Annotated in this window: 13 protein-coding genes and 2 pseudogenes; 7 read left to right on the forward strand and 8 right to left on the reverse strand. The window is 60.5% G+C overall.

Annotated elements, in window-relative coordinates:
- Positions 1-30: 30 nt before the first annotated feature.
- Both RIFP1SYM_RS05680 and RIFP1SYM_RS05685 read right to left on the reverse strand, forming a co-directional pair.
- Positions 31-261, reverse strand: coding sequence for a sulfurtransferase TusA family protein (locus RIFP1SYM_RS05680; protein WP_005960771.1), 231 nt, complete (start codon positions 259-261; stop codon positions 31-33).
- A 143-nt stretch (positions 262-404) separates the two neighbouring features.
- The gene (locus RIFP1SYM_RS05685) at positions 405-734 is read right to left on the reverse strand and encodes a rhodanese-like domain-containing protein (RefSeq protein ID WP_005960772.1); all 330 of its coding nucleotides are present in this window, start codon (positions 732-734) and stop codon (positions 405-407) included.
- Positions 735-901: 167 nt separating this feature from the next.
- Here RIFP1SYM_RS05685 and cysG point away from each other — a divergent pair, with 167 nt between their 5' ends.
- Complete coding sequence (gene cysG, locus RIFP1SYM_RS05690; RefSeq protein ID WP_005960773.1) at positions 902-2326, forward strand: siroheme synthase CysG; 1425 nt, start codon at positions 902-904, stop codon at positions 2324-2326.
- Between the two features lie 70 nt (positions 2327-2396).
- On the opposite strand, the gene RIFP1SYM_RS05695 is transcribed toward cysG, so the two are convergent.
- From RIFP1SYM_RS05695 to RIFP1SYM_RS05715, 5 genes are all read right to left on the reverse strand, one after another.
- Positions 2397-2861 (reverse strand): rhodanese-like domain-containing protein, encoded by a 465-nt coding sequence (locus RIFP1SYM_RS05695; protein ID WP_006475335.1) that lies wholly within the window; start codon positions 2859-2861, stop codon positions 2397-2399.
- A 173-nt stretch (positions 2862-3034) separates the two neighbouring features.
- Complete coding sequence (locus RIFP1SYM_RS05700; RefSeq protein ID WP_005960775.1) at positions 3035-3682, reverse strand: response regulator; 648 nt, start codon at positions 3680-3682, stop codon at positions 3035-3037.
- Complete coding sequence (locus RIFP1SYM_RS05705) at positions 3683-5326, reverse strand: ATP-binding protein (RefSeq protein WP_081417712.1); 1644 nt, start codon at positions 5324-5326, stop codon at positions 3683-3685.
- Positions 5327-5336: 10 nt separating this feature from the next.
- Positions 5337-6524, reverse strand: coding sequence for a tRNA nucleotidyltransferase/poly(A) polymerase-related protein (locus RIFP1SYM_RS05710; protein WP_240992024.1), 1188 nt, complete (start codon positions 6522-6524; stop codon positions 5337-5339).
- The gene (locus RIFP1SYM_RS05715; RefSeq protein WP_005960778.1) at positions 6521-8308 is read right to left on the reverse strand and encodes an ABCB family ABC transporter ATP-binding protein/permease; all 1788 of its coding nucleotides are present in this window, start codon (positions 8306-8308) and stop codon (positions 6521-6523) included. The genes RIFP1SYM_RS05710 and RIFP1SYM_RS05715 overlap by 4 nt, the downstream gene beginning before the upstream one ends.
- Before the next feature lie 131 nt (positions 8309-8439).
- Between RIFP1SYM_RS05715 and RIFP1SYM_RS05720 the strand changes: the two genes are divergently transcribed.
- From RIFP1SYM_RS05720 to RIFP1SYM_RS05740, 5 genes and pseudogenes are all read left to right on the forward strand, one after another.
- Positions 8440-8796: a S24 family peptidase gene (locus RIFP1SYM_RS05720; protein ID WP_006475339.1), complete on the forward strand. Its 357-nt coding sequence runs from the start codon at positions 8440-8442 to the stop codon at positions 8794-8796.
- Positions 8797-8807: 11 nt separating this feature from the next.
- Positions 8808-9875 (forward strand): efflux RND transporter periplasmic adaptor subunit, encoded by a 1068-nt coding sequence (locus RIFP1SYM_RS05725; RefSeq protein ID WP_005960780.1) that lies wholly within the window; start codon positions 8808-8810, stop codon positions 9873-9875.
- Between the two features lie 254 nt (positions 9876-10129).
- A complete protein-coding gene (locus RIFP1SYM_RS16880; protein WP_005960781.1) occupies positions 10130-10363 on the forward strand; it encodes a hypothetical protein in 234 nt (77 codons plus the stop codon).
- Positions 10364-10525: 162 nt separating this feature from the next.
- Positions 10526-11653, forward strand: coding sequence for an NAD(P)/FAD-dependent oxidoreductase (locus RIFP1SYM_RS05735; protein ID WP_006475340.1), 1128 nt, complete (start codon positions 10526-10528; stop codon positions 11651-11653).
- A gap of 337 nt (positions 11654-11990) precedes the next feature.
- Positions 11991-12952: pseudogene (locus RIFP1SYM_RS05740) on the forward strand (GGDEF domain-containing protein).
- A gap of 37 nt (positions 12953-12989) precedes the next feature.
- Here RIFP1SYM_RS05740 and RIFP1SYM_RS05745 read toward each other — a convergent pair.
- Positions 12990-16102: pseudogene (locus RIFP1SYM_RS05745) on the reverse strand (efflux RND transporter permease subunit).
- Between the two features lie 290 nt (positions 16103-16392).
- On the opposite strand from RIFP1SYM_RS05745, the gene RIFP1SYM_RS05750 reads away from it, so the two are divergent.
- Positions 16393-18402: efflux RND transporter permease subunit (locus RIFP1SYM_RS05750; protein WP_039959826.1), on the forward strand; the 2010-nt coding region annotated here is incomplete at its 3' end.

The following is an 18402-nucleotide window of genomic DNA, read 5'->3' on the forward strand; positions in this document are numbered from 1 at the left end:
TTATGGAGTATCTGGATGGTGATCGAGAGGTCAGGACTTCTTGATCAGGAACTCGAACTTGCCGCCGACTTCCTTGGATTCCACCAGCTCATTACCAGTCTGGTTGGAGAAGGCCTCGAAGTCCTTCACAGAACCCGGGTCGGTAGCGATGATGTGCAGCACTTTACCGGCTTCCATACCGGCCAGGGCCTTTTTTGCACGCAGGATCGGCAGAGGGCAGTTCAGTCCGCTTGCATCCAGTTCTTGATCGAAGTCAGCCATGGTAGGACCTCCAGAATATGATTCTATTCGAAATGTATGAAATAACGGGAGCTAGTTTATATGCGAAGCGCTAATGAAACGCAAGAAAAAAAGCGTCTCCCGACTCCGCTCAACCTCCCGCCAGATGGCGATATCCGCCTCGATCAGCCCGCCATACGGGCAGCGATCTCATAACCTGAACGGGCCCATCCCAGGATGCCGCCGCGCAGGTTAATGACGTTGGTAAAGCCCTGCTGGGCAAGATAGGCGCAGGCATGATGGGAGCGAGCGCCGCTGTGACAGTAGAGAACAACATCCTTATCCTTGGGAATGTCATTGATCTTTATTGGGATCAGATGCATTGCCATATGCTCTGAGTTCGGCAACATGCCTTGCGCTACCTCACCAGCACTGCGAATATCAAGCAGCTGGAGTTCTTCACCATTGGAAAGACGGGTCTGCAGATCGGAAGCATCGATTTCCTGAACTATCACAATAAAAATCCTATTGAATAACCGAGCGCATTAGTATATTAATGTTTCTGCATATTTCAACCCCCCAGCGACACGGGCTACTGCACGCTGCAACCTTGCACCGCACAACCAGGCCGAACGAACGCCATCTGTCATCTTCCTGACCAACAAAACAATCGGTTGTATTTATGGACTTTTTCCCAATTTTTATCGATATCCGCGAACAACCCTGCCTGATCGCTGGTGGCGGCCAGGTCGCTGAACGCAAGGTTTCTGCACTGCTTAAATCCGGTGCCAGGGTAGCCGTGGTCTCCCCCCAACTCACCGCAAACCTGGAATCTCTCGCCGCAGACGGCACCATCACTCACCGTGCGCGAGAGTTCGAGCTGGCGGATATCGATGACTGCCGCCTGGTAATCGCCGCCACGGATGACCCCGACGTCAATCGCCAGATCGCCGAGTTGGCTGAGGCACAGCACATCCCAGTCAATGTGGTCGACCAGCCCGAGCTGTGCCGCTTTATCATGCCCTCGGTGATCGACCGCTCGCCAGTAGTCGCAGCGATCTCCACCGGCGGCGCCTCGCCGGTACTGGCACGCCTGATTCGCTCCCGGCTTGAATCACTGATCCCAGCCGGCTACGGTCGCCTGGCTGCCTTCTGCAGCCAGTTTCGCGATCAGGTCAAAACGACCTTCCACAAGCCTAGCGACCGCCGCATCTTCTGGGAGCGAGCATTGCAGGGCGGCGTCGCGGAACGGGTCTTCTCCGGACATACCGACGAGGCCGAACATCTGTTAGAGCAGGCACTCGAAAAGGCCCGACCTAGCGACGAGATGGGTGAAGTCTATCTGGTCGGGGCTGGCCCAGGTGACCCTGACCTGCTCACCTTCCGCGCCCTGCGCCTGATGCAGCAGGCGGATGTGGTGGTGTTTGACCGGCTGGTGGCGCAACCGATCCTGGAGATGACCCGGCAGGACGCAGAACGGATCTATGTCGGCAAGGAGCGGGACAGACACGCCATGCGCCAGGAGGAGATCAACAAGCTGCTGGCGAAACTGGCAAAACAGGGCAAGCGGGTGGTGCGATTGAAGGGCGGTGACCCGTTCATCTTTGGCCGCGGTGGAGAGGAGATCGACACCCTGGCCGCCGAGGGAGTGCCGTTCCAGGTGGTGCCCGGCGTCACCGCGGCGGCTGGTTGCGCCTCCTACGCCGGCATCCCCCTGACCCATCGCGACTATGCCCAGTCGGTCACCTTTGTCACCGGCCATCTGAAGGATGGCAGCATCAACCTCAACTGGGAGATGCTCGCGCAACCGCACCAGACGGTGGTTTTCTATATGGGACTGATGGGACTACCGGTGATCCGTGAACAGCTACAGGCCCACGGGGTGCCAGCGGATATGCCGATTGCCCTGGTGCAGCAGGGCACCACCCATAAACAACGGGTCTTCACCGGCACCCTGGCCAACATCCTGGAGATCGTGGAACGGGAACAACCGAAGCCGCCGACCCTGATCATTGTCGGCCGGGTGGTGGAGCTGCAGGAGAAGCTCTCCTGGTATCAGGCTCCACCGCGTTCAGAACAGGGTGCCACCTCGCCAATCGACTCCTGAGAAGCTCAGGGGCGCACAAGCTGCGCCCCTGCAAGTTTCCAGCTCGCTTCTACGCCGGCGCTCAAAAGAGCTATTTTGGGCTGAGCTGATCCTCTCTCACCCTTGAGGTGAAATAGTCATCCGCCACCTCGATATCAACCGGCTCACCCGCCGCATCCAGCAGGGGCTGCTCATAGTCGTTCCAACCGCGCAGGCCGGTCTTCAACGAGACCACATTCTCATAGCCCAACACCATCAAGGAGAAGGCTGCCAGCACACTACGATAACCGGAGCGGCAGACCACCACCACCTCACGCTGACGCGCCCGCACCAGCTCCGGGATGGTCTCCTCATAATCCCATTCACAGGCCGATTCGAGGATGCCGCGGGGGACGCAGAGCGAGCCCTCAATATGCATCGCATCGTACTCGTAGGGCTCACGCACATCGACCACCAACAGCTCCGGGTTGGCCTGCAGTCGCTCTTCCAGATCCCAGGGCATGATCTCCCCCACATCGGTGAGACAATCGCTGATCAGTTGCAGAAATTTTTTCATTAGATTCTTCTCGGACTCGTTAGGGAGCTTCTGAATGGATCTGGGCCAAGCAGATTGGGATTCCGGACCCAAGATGCGAGACCAGGATTCGTTCAGAGGCTCCTTAGCTACTACAAAACGAACAGGGCCATTTGGCCGCAGCCGCCGCTGCGCCGCCATGATAATTCACAGCCTCAGCCACGCAGACAGAAATTCTGCTCCACCGCGATCACCGCCGCCTCCACCCGGGAGTGCACGTCGAGTTTGCGTAGGATCGCCTTCACATGCAGCTTCACAGTGCCATCGGAGATCCCCAGATTGCGTGCGATCACCTTGTTGCTCTGCCCCTCCGCCAGATGACAGAGGATCTCCCGTTCCCGCGGCGTCAGATCCGCCAGAGAGTGGTGACTCTCCTTCTCCTGGCTCTGCTCACCCCCCTGTACAGCTTTCGCCAAGATGCTGGTCAGCTCTTTTGCAACCACCGAGTTGCCCTGAACGATCTCCTGTAGGGCATCGATCAATTCGTCCGGCTCCATATCCTTGAGCAGATACCCCTGGGCACCATTCTGCAGCGAGTCGATCACATCTTTCTCCTCGCGGCTGGTGGTGAGCATCGCAATCGGCATGTTCGCCTCGCTCTGACGCAACTGCTTGAGCATCTCGATGCCATTCATATTTGGCATGCGCATGTCGAGCAGCACCACATCCGGCCGCTCCTCCAGCACCAGTTCGACACCCTGCAGGCAGTCCCCCACCGCATAGACCTCGATACCACGGCGCTCAAGCAGCTCCTGCAGGCCGATGCGAAACAGCGCATGGTCGTCGATCAACATTACCCGCATCTAATCCACCTCTACAGACCGGGGCGTCGTCTCGGCACGATGGATGGTTAGTTCCACCCGCGTGCCCTCCCCCGGCTCACTTTCAATATTGAGTCGCCCACCGACCCGGCGCGCCCGCTCCTCCATGATCGAGAGGCCGATATGCTCGCCCGGATTGCCCTCCGAGGTAGTCTCTTCAAAACCGACACCATCGTCCTCCACCAGCAGCAGGTAGTCACCCTTGCCACGACAGCGCACCAGCACCCGCACGGTATGCGCCTGGGCATGTTTGCGGATATTCGCCAGCGACTCCTGCACGATACGCAGCGCCTGCAGCTCCTGACTGCTGTTCATATTGATTTTGCGGCAATCTTGCTGAAAAAAAGTCGCGATGCCGGTCTCCTGCTGAAACCGCTCCACCAACTTCTCCAGCGCCGCCAGCAACCCCCCCTGATCGACCCGGGCGCGAAAGCTGTTGATCAGCTCACGCAGCTCCATATGCGCCTCGTCGAGACCGTTGCGAATCCGCTGCACCTCCTGCTGAGCCTCGCCCATCTGCCCCGGCTTCTCCAGAGTCTCCTCCAACATCCGCACCTGAAAGCGCAGACTGGCGAGGGTCTGGGCCAGCGAGTCATGCAGTTCATGGGCCAGGGTGGTGCGCTCTTCGACCACCGAGAGACGCCGCGCCTCCTTGTCGGAACGGTGTTTCGCCACCGCCATGCCGAGGTGACTGCCCACCGTGTTGAGGATATCCAGCACATCCTCACGGCCATCATAGATGCCGGGGCGCTTCACATAGATATGGTAGAAACCGAGCACGTCGCCATGGTACCAGAGTGGCACCGAGACCCGTTCCACCTGCTCCACACTAAAAACACGTCGACCATTTCGCCGTGAACATTCACGCGGATCATTAGGGCAGATGATATCCCCCGGCACCAGCGCCTTGCCGCACTGGCAGAGCCGCACCGGCAGCAGTGCCTCTTCACTCATCAGCCGATCATTCTGGTCGAGGCTGCCGACCAGGCGCACATGCTCATCACTCCCCACCAGATGCACAGTGGCGGAGCGGCCGTTGAGCATCCCCTTCAGCACCCGCAGAAACTGCAGTAGCAGCTCATCCACATTCTCCGATTGGTTGATGCTGGCGGAAACATCATAGAGCAGCTGCAGCGAGGTGGTCTTCTGCGCCAACCGCGCGGTCTGCCGCGCCACCCTGACCTGCATATCCTCGTAGATATCGGTCAACTCCTCGCTAAGGCTGTCGATATCCCGCGCCATCGCGCTCAACACCCCGCTCTTCTCCGGCGGATGGGGCGTGATCACCGGCTCGCCCTGGCAGACTTGGGTGACAGTCTCCTCGAGCAGCGACAGCGGTAGCAGCAGCTGGGTACGCAGCCGCTCCATAGTGACGATCAGCATCACCACCGCCAGCGACACCGCAATCACCAACAGCGGCATGTTCAGCTTGGCATTACCGACATCCAGGTAGAGCAGGATCGCCAATACCAGGGCGGCCAGCAGCGCCAGTGTCAGTACCGAGGCCGGCAGCAGTAGGTGGCCCGACACCAGGATGCGCAGGCTGGGCCACTGTTCGGCGTCGCTCGTCAGGCTGCCGGGGCGGGCTCGATCAGCGCCGGCCACATCTCTCTCCAGTGTCGTCATGGCGCAGATGCTAGCACGATTCCTCACCGTTTAAGTCAGCATCCCGCAGCCACTGTTCGAGCCGTTGCAGGCGCCACTGGCGTAACGCCTGGCCCAACTCCGCCCCCTGCAAGCCTGTCGCCTGCAACTGCCGCGCATCGACCTCAGCCAGCGCCCGGCAGGCCAGCTCAATCTGTGGTGCGAGGCGCTGCATCGGCCCAGGCCAGAGCGCCTTGGCCGCCGCTACGAAGCCTGCCAATCGATGCGGCTGCTGTTGCGGTTTCAGGCCAGAGACGGTATCGAGTAACGCCTCAGGCGCAGCTGCCAGAAACCCACCACGATCCGCCTGCTGCAGTTGCCGCAGCAGATCTGCATAGGCACGACCAGCCCGCAGCTGGCGCACCAGCGCCTGCACATCACCACCCGGCCCCAGCAGCGGATAGAAGAGCGCGGCGAAGCGAACATGGCTCTCCGTACTGATCCCGCTGGCCCGCTTCAGCGCAGCAAACCCATCAGTCTCACTCTGCTTAGCATGACCAGCCGACGAGCCCAGCGCAGTATCCAGTTCGGGCAGCAACCGCTGCAGCGCACCACAGCGCTGCAACACCTCGAAGAAGCGCCAGGGCTGGAGCTCGGCCAGGGACTTCTCCATCTCCCGCCAGATCCGCTCCGGCTTGAGGCTGAGCAGATCGTCACTGGCCGCCATCTGCTGCAGCAGCCGATGGGTGGAGTGGGCGACTCGAAAGCCCCAGCGCCCCAGCTTGGCGGCAAACCGGGCCAGCCGCAGCAGCCGTACCGGGTCTTCGATAAAGGCATCGCTGATATGGCGCAACCGGCCGTTTTCCAGATCATCACGTCCGTGGAGGGGATCGATCAGCCGCCCCTGCTGATCCAGCGCCATCGCATTGATGGTCAGATCACGCCGCCGCAGATCGGCCTCCAGAGTCACATCGGGACCGACCTGCACCGCAAACCCCTTGTAGCCAGCACCAGTCTTAGTCTCGGTGCGGGCCAGCGCGAACTCCTCACCACTGTCGGGATGGAGGAACACCGGGAACTCACTGTCGGCGCGACGAAAACCGGCCGCCAGCATCCTCGCCTCATCGCCCCCCACCACCACCCAGTCGCGCTCATGAACCGGCAGTTCTAGCAGCTGATCACGCACCGCACCGCCGACCAGGTAGACCTGGACGCCATCGATCTGCGGCCAGTCGCTCACGACTCCCGCTCCTGTTGCTGCAGCAACCACATCTGTTGATAGCGCCCCTGCTGCTCCAGCAGCTCACGGTGGGTGCCCTGTTCGATCACCCTGCCCTGGTCCATCACCAGGATGCGGTCGGCGTCGACCACGGTGGAGAGGCGGTGGGCGATCACCAGGGTCGTGTGGTGGCGCGCCACCTCTTTGAGGGTCTGCTGAATCGCCTGCTCGGTCTTGCTGTCGAGGGACGAGGTGGCCTCGTCGAAGATCAGGATCTGCGGCCGCTTCAGCATCGCCCGGGCGATCGCCACCCGCTGCTTCTCACCACCGGAGAGCTTCAACCCCCGCTCTCCCACTCGTGTGTCGTAGCCGTCGGGCAGCGACTCGATGAACTCGGCAATATGGGCCAGTCGCGCTGCCTCTTCGATCTCCTCACGGCTGGCATCGGGGCGGCCATAGGCGAGGTTGTAGAGGATCGACTCATTGAACAGCACGCTGTCCTGAGGCACCACGCCAATCGCCTGGTGTAGCGACTCCTGGGTCAGCGAACGCAGATCCTGGCCATCCACCAACACCCGTCCGCTGGTGACATCGTAGAAGCGGAACAGCAGCCGCGACAAGGTCGACTTGCCGGCGCCACTGTGGCCCACCACCGCCAGTTTCTCGCCTGAGCGGATGGTGAAGTCGATCTGGTGCAGGATCGGCCGCTCCGGCTGGTAGTGGAAATCGACCTGTTCGAAGCGCACCTCGCCGCCCTTCGGCACTAGCGGCTGGGCATCCGGAGCGTCGGTGATCTCGGGTTCACGCTCCAGCAGCTTGAAGATCAGATCCATGTCGGCCAGCGAGTATTTGATCTGGCGGTAGACCATGCCCAAAAAATTCAGCGGGATGAAGAGCTGCAGCAGCAAGGCGTTGACCAGCACCAGATCACCAATGCTCATCTCTCCTGTGACCACGCCGTCAACCGCGAGGATCATGATCAGGGTGACACCGATGGCGATGATGCCGCCCTGACCGAAGTTGAGCAGCGACATCGAGGTCTGGCTCTTCACCGCGTTCTCTTCCCACTCTGAGAGGGTGGTATCGAAGCGATCCAGCTCCAGCCGTTCGTTGCCGAAATACTTCACCGTCTCGTAGTTAATCAGACTGTCAAAGGCCTGGGTGTTTGCCTGGGAATCGAGCCGGTTCATGGCATGGCGGAACTCCATGCGCCACTCAGTGATCGCCAGAGTGAAGCCGATGTAGACCGCCACCGCACCGAAGGTGACTAGGGAGAAGATGATGTCGTACTGGCTCAGCAATATCGCCGCCACCAGGGAGAACTCCACCAACATCGGCAGGATGCTGAACACCATGTAGTTGAGGATCGAACTGACCGAGCGGGTGCCGCGTTCCAGATCACGGCTAATGGCACCGGTCTGGCGTTCCAGGTGGAAACGCAGCGAGAGCTCGTGCAGATGGCTCAGCACCCGGTTCGAGAGACGCCGCATCGCCCGGTAGCGCACCCGCGCGAAGATCGCGTCGCGCAGCTCGTTGAACAGCGAACTGGAGAGGCGCAACGCGCCGTAGGCGAGCAGCAAGCTGAGCGGCAGCACCAGCATCGCTTTATCACTCTGCTCCAGGATATCGACAATCTCTTTCAGCAGCAGCGGGATACCCACGTTGGCCATCTTCGCCAGCACCAGACAGGCCAGGGCGAACAGTGCCCGGCCTCGATACTCCCAGAGAAACGGCAGCATATTCCTAAGGTTGTGGAGGTCCCGCCGGTCGCTGTGGACCCGGGAGTCGGCCATGATGTGTGACATGCTAGAATGCGCCGGTGAAAAAGCGGGATTTTATCGAAATCAGGCGGCTTTGCGCAGAATTCCGTTCAATCCCCAGGGTTGGCTCCGCGCCAGCCCCGTTATATTTAGGCAATTTTTCTGGCTGAAGAGTGATGAGCAACGAGTGTAGTTACAACGAGCTTTACCCCCTACAGGTGCTGGACGACAGCATGGAGCCGGAGTTTCCGGAAAAGTGCATCATCGTCATCGAGCCTGCCGAAGTCTGCGCCACTGGCGCCTACATCATCGCCGAGGTGGATGGCGAACGCTGGTTCCGCCAGTACATCTCGGAAGGCGAAGGCAAAAAACGCCTGGTGGCGCTGAAACCGGGCTACCCCGAGATCGACCTGCAGGGCAGCGAGTTCAAAATCCTCGGCGTGATCGTACAGCGCAACCTGCGCCGTAAAATCAAACACTACTCCCCCTATGTGCCAGACAACGGCACCCCGCAACCCAGCAGCCTGAACTGATCCCCACCGCCATGTGCCTGCAGCGACAGCCTCTCTGCTTCCTGCTGCTGACAACGGTACTGCTGTCGGGCTGCCAGAATCCCTTCTCGGGCGGGCAGCAGGCAGCAAGCGTAAAGCAGAAGAAGCGCCCGCCCAGCGCCCATCTGGTGGTGGTCGAACGGGTGGAGAGACGTCCCAGCACCATCCACCAGCAGCGCAGCGGCACGCTACGGGCACGGCAGCGGGTACGCATCTTCAACCAAGAGGAGGGACGCATCACCCAACTGCCCCTGTTCGAGGGCGACCGGGTAAAAAAGGGCCGCCTACTGGCCCGACTGGAGGATGACCTGCTCAAGGCCGAGCTGGACAAGGCCCGCGCCACCACCCGCCAGGCCCAGGTCAACCTGAAGCGCATCCAGCGTCTGGCGCAGCACAAGGCCACCTCAGAGGATGAGCTGGCCAGGGCCAAGACCGCGCTGGAGGTGGCCGAGGCGGAGCAAAGCCTGCTCGAAACTCGCATCAGCCACACCGTCATCAAGGCCCCCTTCAGCGGCATCATCAGCCAACGGCTGGTAGAACCCGGGGACGTGGTACCACGCCACACGCATCTACTGACTCTGATCGACCTCAACTCCCTGATCACCGAGATCCTGGTCTCCGATCTGCTGATCCCGCAGCTGAAGATCAACGACCCGGTGCAGGTCAGCATCGACGGTCTGGGGCCCACCCTGCACAGCGGCAGAATTCTGCGCATCCATCCGGAGCTGGACCCGAGAAGCCGCATGGGCCGGGTGGAGATCCTGCTCACGCCCAACCCCAAGGGGGCACGCCCCGGCCAGCTCTGCCGAGTCACTCTCAGCAGCGCCCAGCAGGAACGCCTCAGCGTCCCCTTCACCGCACTGCAGCGTGACACCCAAGGCGAATATCTGTTTCGCGTCGATAGCCAGCAACGGGCAGAGCGGGTGACGGTAAAGAGCGGCCTCCACCTGGCCAGCCGGATCGAGATCAGCCAAGGGATCGAACCCGGCGACCAGGTCATCATCAAAGGCTTTCTCAACCTGCGTGACGGCAGCAAGATAAAGGTGGTGGAGGCTCCCTAAGCAGGCTCCGCGAGATAATAGTCCGCAAATGACGCAAAAAAACGCGAATCCTATGTAAGGCTGATTACGCCACTTCAGCCCGTTGTCAGAAATTATTGTTCGCGTTCATGTGCGTTTTTTGCGGACTGAATCCCGGCCTTGATCGATATCTATGCTAACCCGACTTCTCCCGCTACGGCAGCGCCAGTGAACTATTCTAAAAGTGGAAGCCGCAGCACGGCATATTTTGGTCCTGACTGAAGGGGAGAAGCATCATGGATATCAACCTGGCTGACATCACCATCCATGTCGATGAGACGCTGGATGAGAGCGGGCAGAAGCAGCTGGAATCTGCATTTCGCGAACGCGAGGGGGTAGTCTCCGTCCACCACGAAAACAATCGCCCTCACCTCTTCGTCCTTGAATATAATCCCGAAAAAGTCAGTGGCAGAGATCTGCTCAGCATTACCCATTTTCAGGGACTGCATGGCGAGCTAGTTGGGCTCTAAGACCTCTCTCTTGCAAAGGGAATAACATCATCCACAGGTTGAGCGGCAGCCACACTGCCGCTACTATCCTTGTGGCTGCAGGCACCCCTGCGTCAACCCGAGGCCCGGGTATCATTCCACAGGGCCGCTGCTTGCAATCCCAACAACCCCGGAGAGTCCCGCATGAAGCGTGTTACCGTCGTCGGCAGTGGTTTTGCCGCCCTCACCGCTATTCGCAAGCTGCGCAGCAGCGGCATGGAGATGGAGATCACCCTGGTGGCTCCCAAGGCAGAGTTTCACTACCTACCGGGGATCATCTGGATTCCCAGCGGTATCCGTCAGCCGGAAGATCTGATCGTCCCCCTCAACCCCTTCTTCCAGCGCATGCGGGTCAAGCACCACGCCGCTGAGGCGGTCGGTCTGAAGGATGGTGGTCGTACCCTGATCACCAGCGATGGCGAGATCGAAAACGACGGTCTGATCCTCTGCTCAGGCGGCCGCTTCATCAAAAAGCTGCCGGGCATCGAGAACGCCATCACCCCCTGCGAGGGCATTGATGCCGCAGTGCGGATCCGCGAGCGCCTGAAAGCGATGCAGGGCGGCACCATCGCTATCGGCTTTGCCGGCAACCCCAAGGAACCGAGTGCGATGCGCGGCGGCCCGATGTTTGAGTTCCTGTTCGGCATCGACCGTCAGCTGCGCCTGGAGAAACGCCGCGACAAATTCAATCTGATCTTCTTCACCCCAGCCGAAAACCCCGGTCAGCGCCTCGGCCCCAAGGCGGTGGAGGGGCTGGTGCGCGAGATGAAGCTGCGTGACATCGAGACCCACTTGGGGCAGAAGATGAAGCAGTTCACCACGACCAACGTGATCACCGAGGGCGGTGCCTTTCACGCCGATCTGATCCTCTTCATGCCAGGCATGACCGGCAACCTGTGGTTCGACAATACCGAGCTGCCACGCTCCCCTGGCGGGCTGATCAAAGCTGATCTCCAGTGCCGGGTGAAGGGAATGCCGCAGGTCTATGTGGCGGGTGACTCCGGCAGCTTCCCTGGTCCCGAGTGGATGCCAAAACAGGCACACATGGCGGATCTGCAGGCGGAGGCGGCAGCCACCAACCTGGTCGCTGAATTCAAGGGGCATGAACCGACACAAACCTTCAAGGTGGAACTGGTCTGCATCATCGACAGCCAAACTACCGGCATGCTGGTGGCACGCACCCAAAAACACAATATCGTGATGCCGAGCATGCGCCTGTTCCACTGGCTGAAGCGTTTCTTCGAATGGTGGTATCTACGCAAATATCGTTAATTCACCGCTGCCGGCAATCAACTGCTGCTGACAGCCTGGGTCACGCCCCAGCTAAGAATCTGATTCCTAAAGGGTATTTGTCCATTGGAATGGATATAATGCCCACATGAGCAGCATGGAATCACAACACCGGGCTCCGATACCGTTCGAGCAGGAAGAGCATAAGAGCGAGCTCTATATCAACCGAGTGCGCCTCTGGCTCACTCTGCTCTATATTGGGGCAGCTGTGGGCATCCGTCAGGAGATTCCCGCCCACTCTTTCCAAATGATCCTGTTTGGCTCTCTGATCAACCTGCTGTATGCCGGTGTGGTCCATCTGCAGCTGCAGAAGGGCCCTATGGTCTGGTGGCTACGCTATGTCTCAATTTCCACCGATATACTTCTGCTCTCGCTAATAATCTTCGCGTTTGGCGGCTATCGCACCCTCAAGACCGAGGCCTTTCTGCTCTACTTCATCTGGGTCGGCCTCTCCACACTGCGCTTCTCGCCCCGCCTGACCCTGGTCTCCGGAGCATTTGCCGTGGCCGCCTACAGTTTCGTCACCCTCGTCACCATCAGTAGCGGCGGCGTCCAGCTCGGTTCTATCACCGAGGCCTTCACCAGCGATTCCGTGAGTGGCAGTAACAGCCTGCTGCGCATCGCCTTCCTTGCCTTCTTTGTGCTGCTCGCCAGCTATATCTCCAAGCGCTACCGCAGCATTGTCGAGCGAGCCATCGTCTCAGGACTGGAGGAGGAACGCAGCCTGCGGCTGATCTACACTCTTGACCGCCTGCGCGCCACCCAGAAAGAGCTGGCCCAGCGAAACCGGGAGCTAGCCCATCTTTCGGAGGTTGATGCCCTCACCCAGCTCTACAACCGGCGCAAGATCGACCTAATCCTGCAACAGATGGCGCTGCAGAGCCGCAAGAGCAACACCGCACTCTGCGTGATACTGCTCGACATCGACCACTTCAAGTCGGTCAACGACCAGCATGGTCATCAGATGGGCGAAAGGTGATCCGGGCTGTCGCCAGCCAACTGCGCAACGGACTACGCGGCAACGACGAGGTGGGACGCTGGGGTGGCGAAGAGTTTCTCATCATCTGCCCCGAGACCAACAAGCATGACGGCATGGCCCTCAGCGAGCGGCTGCGCCAGCGCATCGAGGCACACGAGTTCCCAACCGGCGAGCCGCTGACCTGCAGTTTCGGCGTAACCTGCCTGCTCTCCGATGACAACTCCGACAGCCTGATGAAGCGGGTCGACGACGCGCTCTACCAAGCCAAAGAGAACGGTCGCAACCAGGTTGCATTTATCTGAGCCAATCTATTCGCGCCGCACGCGGCGCGAATCAACATCAACCAGCCCGTGCGCCAATCAATCGATAGACCGCCGGGATCAAAAGCAGCGTCACCAGGGTCGAAAAAGAGAGCCCGGAAACGATGGTCACCGCCAGCGGCTGCAGCATCTCCGCCCCCTCCCCCAGGGCCAGAGCCAGCGGCAACATGCCTGCCACCGTGGTCAGTGTGGTCATCAGGATCGGCCGCAGCCGCAATCGCGCTGCCTCAACGATCGCTGCATCCAACGCCACCCCCTGCTGCAGCTGCAGGCTGATATACTCCACCAGCACGATCGCGTTGTTGACCACGATCCCCGCCAGCATGATCAACCCCAGCCAGACCGGCATCGAGAGCGATAACTCGCTCCACTGCAGCCCCAACACCACACCAATCAGCGCAAACGGCACGCTCAACATAATCACCAGCGGGTTGCGCAGCGACTCATACTGCACCGCCATCACCCAAACACGAGAAACAGCGCCAGTCCCAGCAGCAACTGACCCATCTCACGTCCCTCCCTCAGCTGCTCCAGACCACCACCGTCGTAGATACGGTAACCCGCCGGCAGCTCGAACCCTTCCAGCACTTTGTCGACACGCTGCATCGCCTGCTCGAGTGAGACTCCTTTGCCCAGCGAGGCACTGATCTCCACCACTCGCCGCTGTTGATCACGGTGGATCGATGAGGGTGCCGGAAGCAGCTCGATCTGCGCCAGTTCACCAAGCCGCAGCGGCACCCGCGGCTCGCTGCGACTGAAGATAATGATCGACTCCACATCAGCGGGGTTGGCAATCTCGTCACGACTCAGGCGCAACCGCACATCCACGCTCCGATCCCCTTGCAGGAATTCAGTCACCTTGATCCCACCGAGGGCGAGCTGCAGATAGCGCCCCACATCCTCCACGCTGAGACCAAACCGCGCGGCCCGCTCGCGATCGACCCGCACTGAGATCTCCTGGCTCACATCCTCGCTGGAGTGGCTCAGGTTGCTCAAGCCTTCCACCTCCCGCAGCCGCACCACCAACTGCTCGGCCAGCCGCGCCAGGGTCTCGAGATCCGGGCCCTGCAGGCGCAGATCCACATCATCCTCGCCCCGATTCAGGCGGATACCGCGAATCCCCCGCACCCGCATATAGAGCCGCACCCCCGGCAGCTGCAACTTTTTTACCGCCTTTTTCATACGCGCAACCCAGACGCGGCTGTCGATGCCGCGCTGACGGATCGGCTTCAACGTCAGCTGCAGACTGGCACGATTAGCGGCCTGATACTGGGAGCGGCCAAACACCGAGCCGCCCGACTGGGTGAAGATCGTCTCCACCTCCGGCTGCTCGCTGAACAGGGTTTCAAGACGCCGCACGATGCGATCCATATTCGGCAGGTTGATGCCGCGATCGGCAGTCACGCTGACATAGATACGCCCCTCATCCATGTTCGGCAGAAACACCTGACGCCCCTGACTCAGCAGCGGCCAGATCAGCGCCAGCGCGGCGATGAACAGCAGCGGCAGTAGCCAAGGGGCCCTCAGCAGCTGTCGTACCAACCAGCCGTATCCCGCCTGCAGGCCATCAAAGAGCTGGTTTACACCGCGCCGCAGCAACGCCTCACGCCGCGCCGGGATGCGCCCGGCCAGGGCCGGCACCAGGGTCAGGGCAACCATCAGCGAGGCGACGATCGCTGCTGAGATAGTGAAGATCAGCTCACGAAACAGCAGCCCCACCAGCCCGCCGATAAACAGAAACGGCAGTACCGCAGCCAGATTGGTGGTGGTGGCGGCGACGATGGCGCTATTGACCTCCGACGCCGCCCGTCCCGAACTCTCGGCAACAGAGAGCGTTTCATCCCCCCGCCGTTCACGCTGATGACGGTAGATGTTCTCCAGCATCACGATGGTGCTGTCCACCAGCATGCCGATGCCCAGCGCCAGGCCGCCCAGGGTCATGATGTTGAGGGTCAGACCCGCCGACGACATCAGGATGAAGGTTACCAGGATCGCAATCGGGATCGCGCTGCCGATGATCAGGGTGCGGCGCAGGCTGCCGAGAAAAAGATAGACCACCAACATCGCCAGCAGCCCACCGATCGCCGCTGAGTTGAGCGCATTGCTCAGGGCACGGCGGATATAACGGGCCTGGTCATCCACCGCGCGGATCTCGATATCCTCCGGGATCAGCCCCTTGTGCTCCAGCTCAGCGAGCCTGGCCAGCACCCCATCGACCACCTCGATGGTGTTCGCCTGGGGCTGTTTCTGGATCGACAGCTTTACCCCTGGCTGCTGGTTGAGACGAATGCGCAGGGTCTCATCCTCTGCCCCATCCACCACCTGCGCCACCTCGCTCAAGTGGATCAGGCTTTCGCTCTGGTCGGCACCGAACGTGCGCAACGGCAGTTGGGCAATCTCCTCCACCGAACGGAAGCGCCCGGCGGTGCGGCCGCTGATCTCTCCCTGAGGCATCATCAGCCGCCCGCCCGGGGTGTCCTGGTTGGCCGCCTGCAGCGCCGCCTCCAGATCGAGCAACTGCAGATTAAGCCCGGCAAGACGGATCTGATCGGGGATTACCTGGATCTGCCGCACCCGCCCGCCACCGACCTCTGCTGCCGCCACCCCCGGCAGGGTCAGAAACCACTTGCCCAAGTCGTAATCGGCCCAGCTGCGCAGCTCCACCGCATCGCGCAGGGTGGAGCTGACCACAAACTCCGCCACCGGCCGCTGCGAGGGATCACGCTTGTAGATTACCGGCGCTTCAATGCTATCGGGCAGAAAACGCTTGGCCCGGTCGAGGCGGGTGGAGGCATCGCGCAGCGCCTGGTCGATATCGGTGCCATAGGCGAAGGAGAGATCCACCGCACTGCGCCCCTCGCTGGTGCGCGACTGGATGTGGATCGCATCCTCAGTGATCGCCAGCTGTTCCTCCAGCTGACGGGTGACCCGATCCTCCATGATGCTCGCCGGCACGCCGGGATCGAGCACCCGCACCCGCACATCCGGGTAGATGATATGCGGCAGCAAATCCACCCCTAGGCGTCCCAACGCAAAGATCCCGAGCACCATCACCGCCAGGGTAATCATCACCACCCCGATCGGGTGGCGAATCGACCAGGCAGCCAGCCCGCCACCGATGTTCTTTGTCATGAAAAATGCCCCGCTCTCAGCACCAGCCAGATTCAAAGCAGATCATAATGCCGCAAATGAACGCCAATAGACGCACATTCAAATGTATGAAGCTCAGGGTCGGAGTCAATTGCGGTAAATGGATGTGTATTTTCCCACAATCTCAACGCAATCGACTCCGCCCCTTGATGAACCTCAGCATATTCGCATTAGCCAGGCATCTTGCCTATGCTCCAGCAGATGAGTTGCCACTTTGATATCTACCATCCGCTCCGTCCGACGGACCTGAGCTGGCACATCAGAAGACCCTGATGCAGCGTATTCTGATGCTTTGCGCCAACCATCCCCGGTGGGCGCTCGCCACACTGCTGATCCTCTCGCTGCTGGCGGCGACCCAGCTGCAGCGGGTGCAGGTGCATATCTCGGCGGAGGAGCTACTGCTACTCGATGATCCGGAGCGGGACTACTACGAGCAGATCAGTCAGCAGTTTGGTGACGAGAAGATCGTGCTGCTCTATCTGCGGGATGGGGAGATGATGGCACCAGGAAAGTTGCAGGCGTTGCAACAGGTGATCGGCACGATCAAGGCGCTGCCTTTTGTCGATCGGGTGGAGAGCCTGTTCTCTGTCCCCTATCTGAAGAGCGTCGATGGCTATCTCAACAAAGACCCCTACCTAGCCAAATTGCCAAAAGATCTCGCCGCAGGCAGGACGTTGGAAAAGCAGGCGCTCACCGACCCCTTCATCAAACATGTACTGCTCTCCGATGACGGCCAAGTGATGACCGCAGCGATCGTCCTGAAGGAGGCGGTCAGCGGCCTTGATGATCTTCGCATCACCACATCGATCGACCAGCTAACCAGGCCGCTGTCAGGACACTACGCGCAGTTTTTTACCATCGGCTACCCCTATGTACGCACCGCCATCGCGCGGCAGATCCAGCAGGAACAGACTGACCTCTTCCCCATCGCCATCGCCGCCCTGCTGATCGCCCTGTTTCTGCTGCTGCGCCAGTTTGTCGATATCCTCACCCCAATCCTTACCGCTGGCATCAGCATCCTCTGGACCCTGGGGTTGATGGGGCTCAGCGGCATCCCTCTCAATGTGGTGACATCGATCGTGCCGATCCTGCTGATCATCGTCGGCTCCACCGAGGATATCCACCTACTCTCCGAGTTCCGCCACGGCCAGCGCCAGGGCATGACGACCCAGGTCGCCATCCAGCACATGGCGCGCAAGATGGGGCGTACGGTGCTGCTCACCTTCGCCACCACCTACGTCGGTTTTCTCTCGGTGGGGCTGAGCCGCATCGAGGTGCTCTGGCAGTTCGGCATCCTCGCCTCCACCGGGCTGTTGTTTAACTTCATCGCCACCATCGTGCTGATCCCTGCCCTACTGTCGCTTGCCGGACGCTGGCAATTGGATGGTCGATCCCGCTTTGTGCAGGCCAAACCGGGCAGGCTGGCGGATGCCTATTGGCGGGGGTTGCAGCGCTACCGTTGGGCCATTCTGCTGGTTCTGCTCGGCATCACCGTGATTGCCGCCTTGGGCGTACCCGCCATCCAGGTCAACCACAGCACCATCGAAAGCCTTGGCCGGGATTCGGCCGTGCGGCAGCAAGTGGAGGCAGTGAATAGTGATCTGGCCGGGCTTGAGAACTTCTCCATCATCCTCGACTCCGGCATCCAGGACACCTTCCTCAAAGTCCGTTATCTGGAGGAGATCGTTGAGATACAGCAGTTTATCGACAGCCAGGGGATCTCCCGCTCCACCACCTCATTCGCCGACTATCTGTCTATCCTCAATCGCGCCTTTCAGGAGTTGGATGAGGCCGAGTTGCCGGAGTCGGACGATGTGGTGAACGAACTGATGATCTTTCTCGACCACAAGCATGTGCATGCCTACGTCTCCGAGGACTACAGTCGGGTACGCATCCTGGTCCGGCACGCCGCCGACTCGACCCGCGAACTGCAGTCCTTCGTTGATGCCCTGCAGGAATTCATCGACCAGCAGCTCGATCCCGGTCTGCAGGCGCACATCACCGGCTCCTCGGTACTCACTCTCTCAGCCACCCGATCCATGATCAATGGACAGTTGCAGTCGATCTTGCTGCTGCTGCTCTTCTTTGTGCTGATCATCTCGGTGCTCTTCACCGATCTGCGGGTCGGCCTGCTGGCCGCCCTGCCCAATGCCTTCCCGGTGGTGGTGCTGTTCGGCGTGATGGGTTTTGCCGGCATTCCCCTCAACATCGGCACCACCATGGCGGCGGCCATCGCCATCGGCATTGCCGTGGACGACACTCTGCACTTCATGCTGCGCTAC

The organism is endosymbiont of Riftia pachyptila (vent Ph05) (assembly GCF_000224455.1).
In the GTDB taxonomy this organism is placed as follows: domain Bacteria; phylum Pseudomonadota; class Gammaproteobacteria; order Chromatiales; family Chromatiaceae; genus Endoriftia; species Endoriftia persephonae.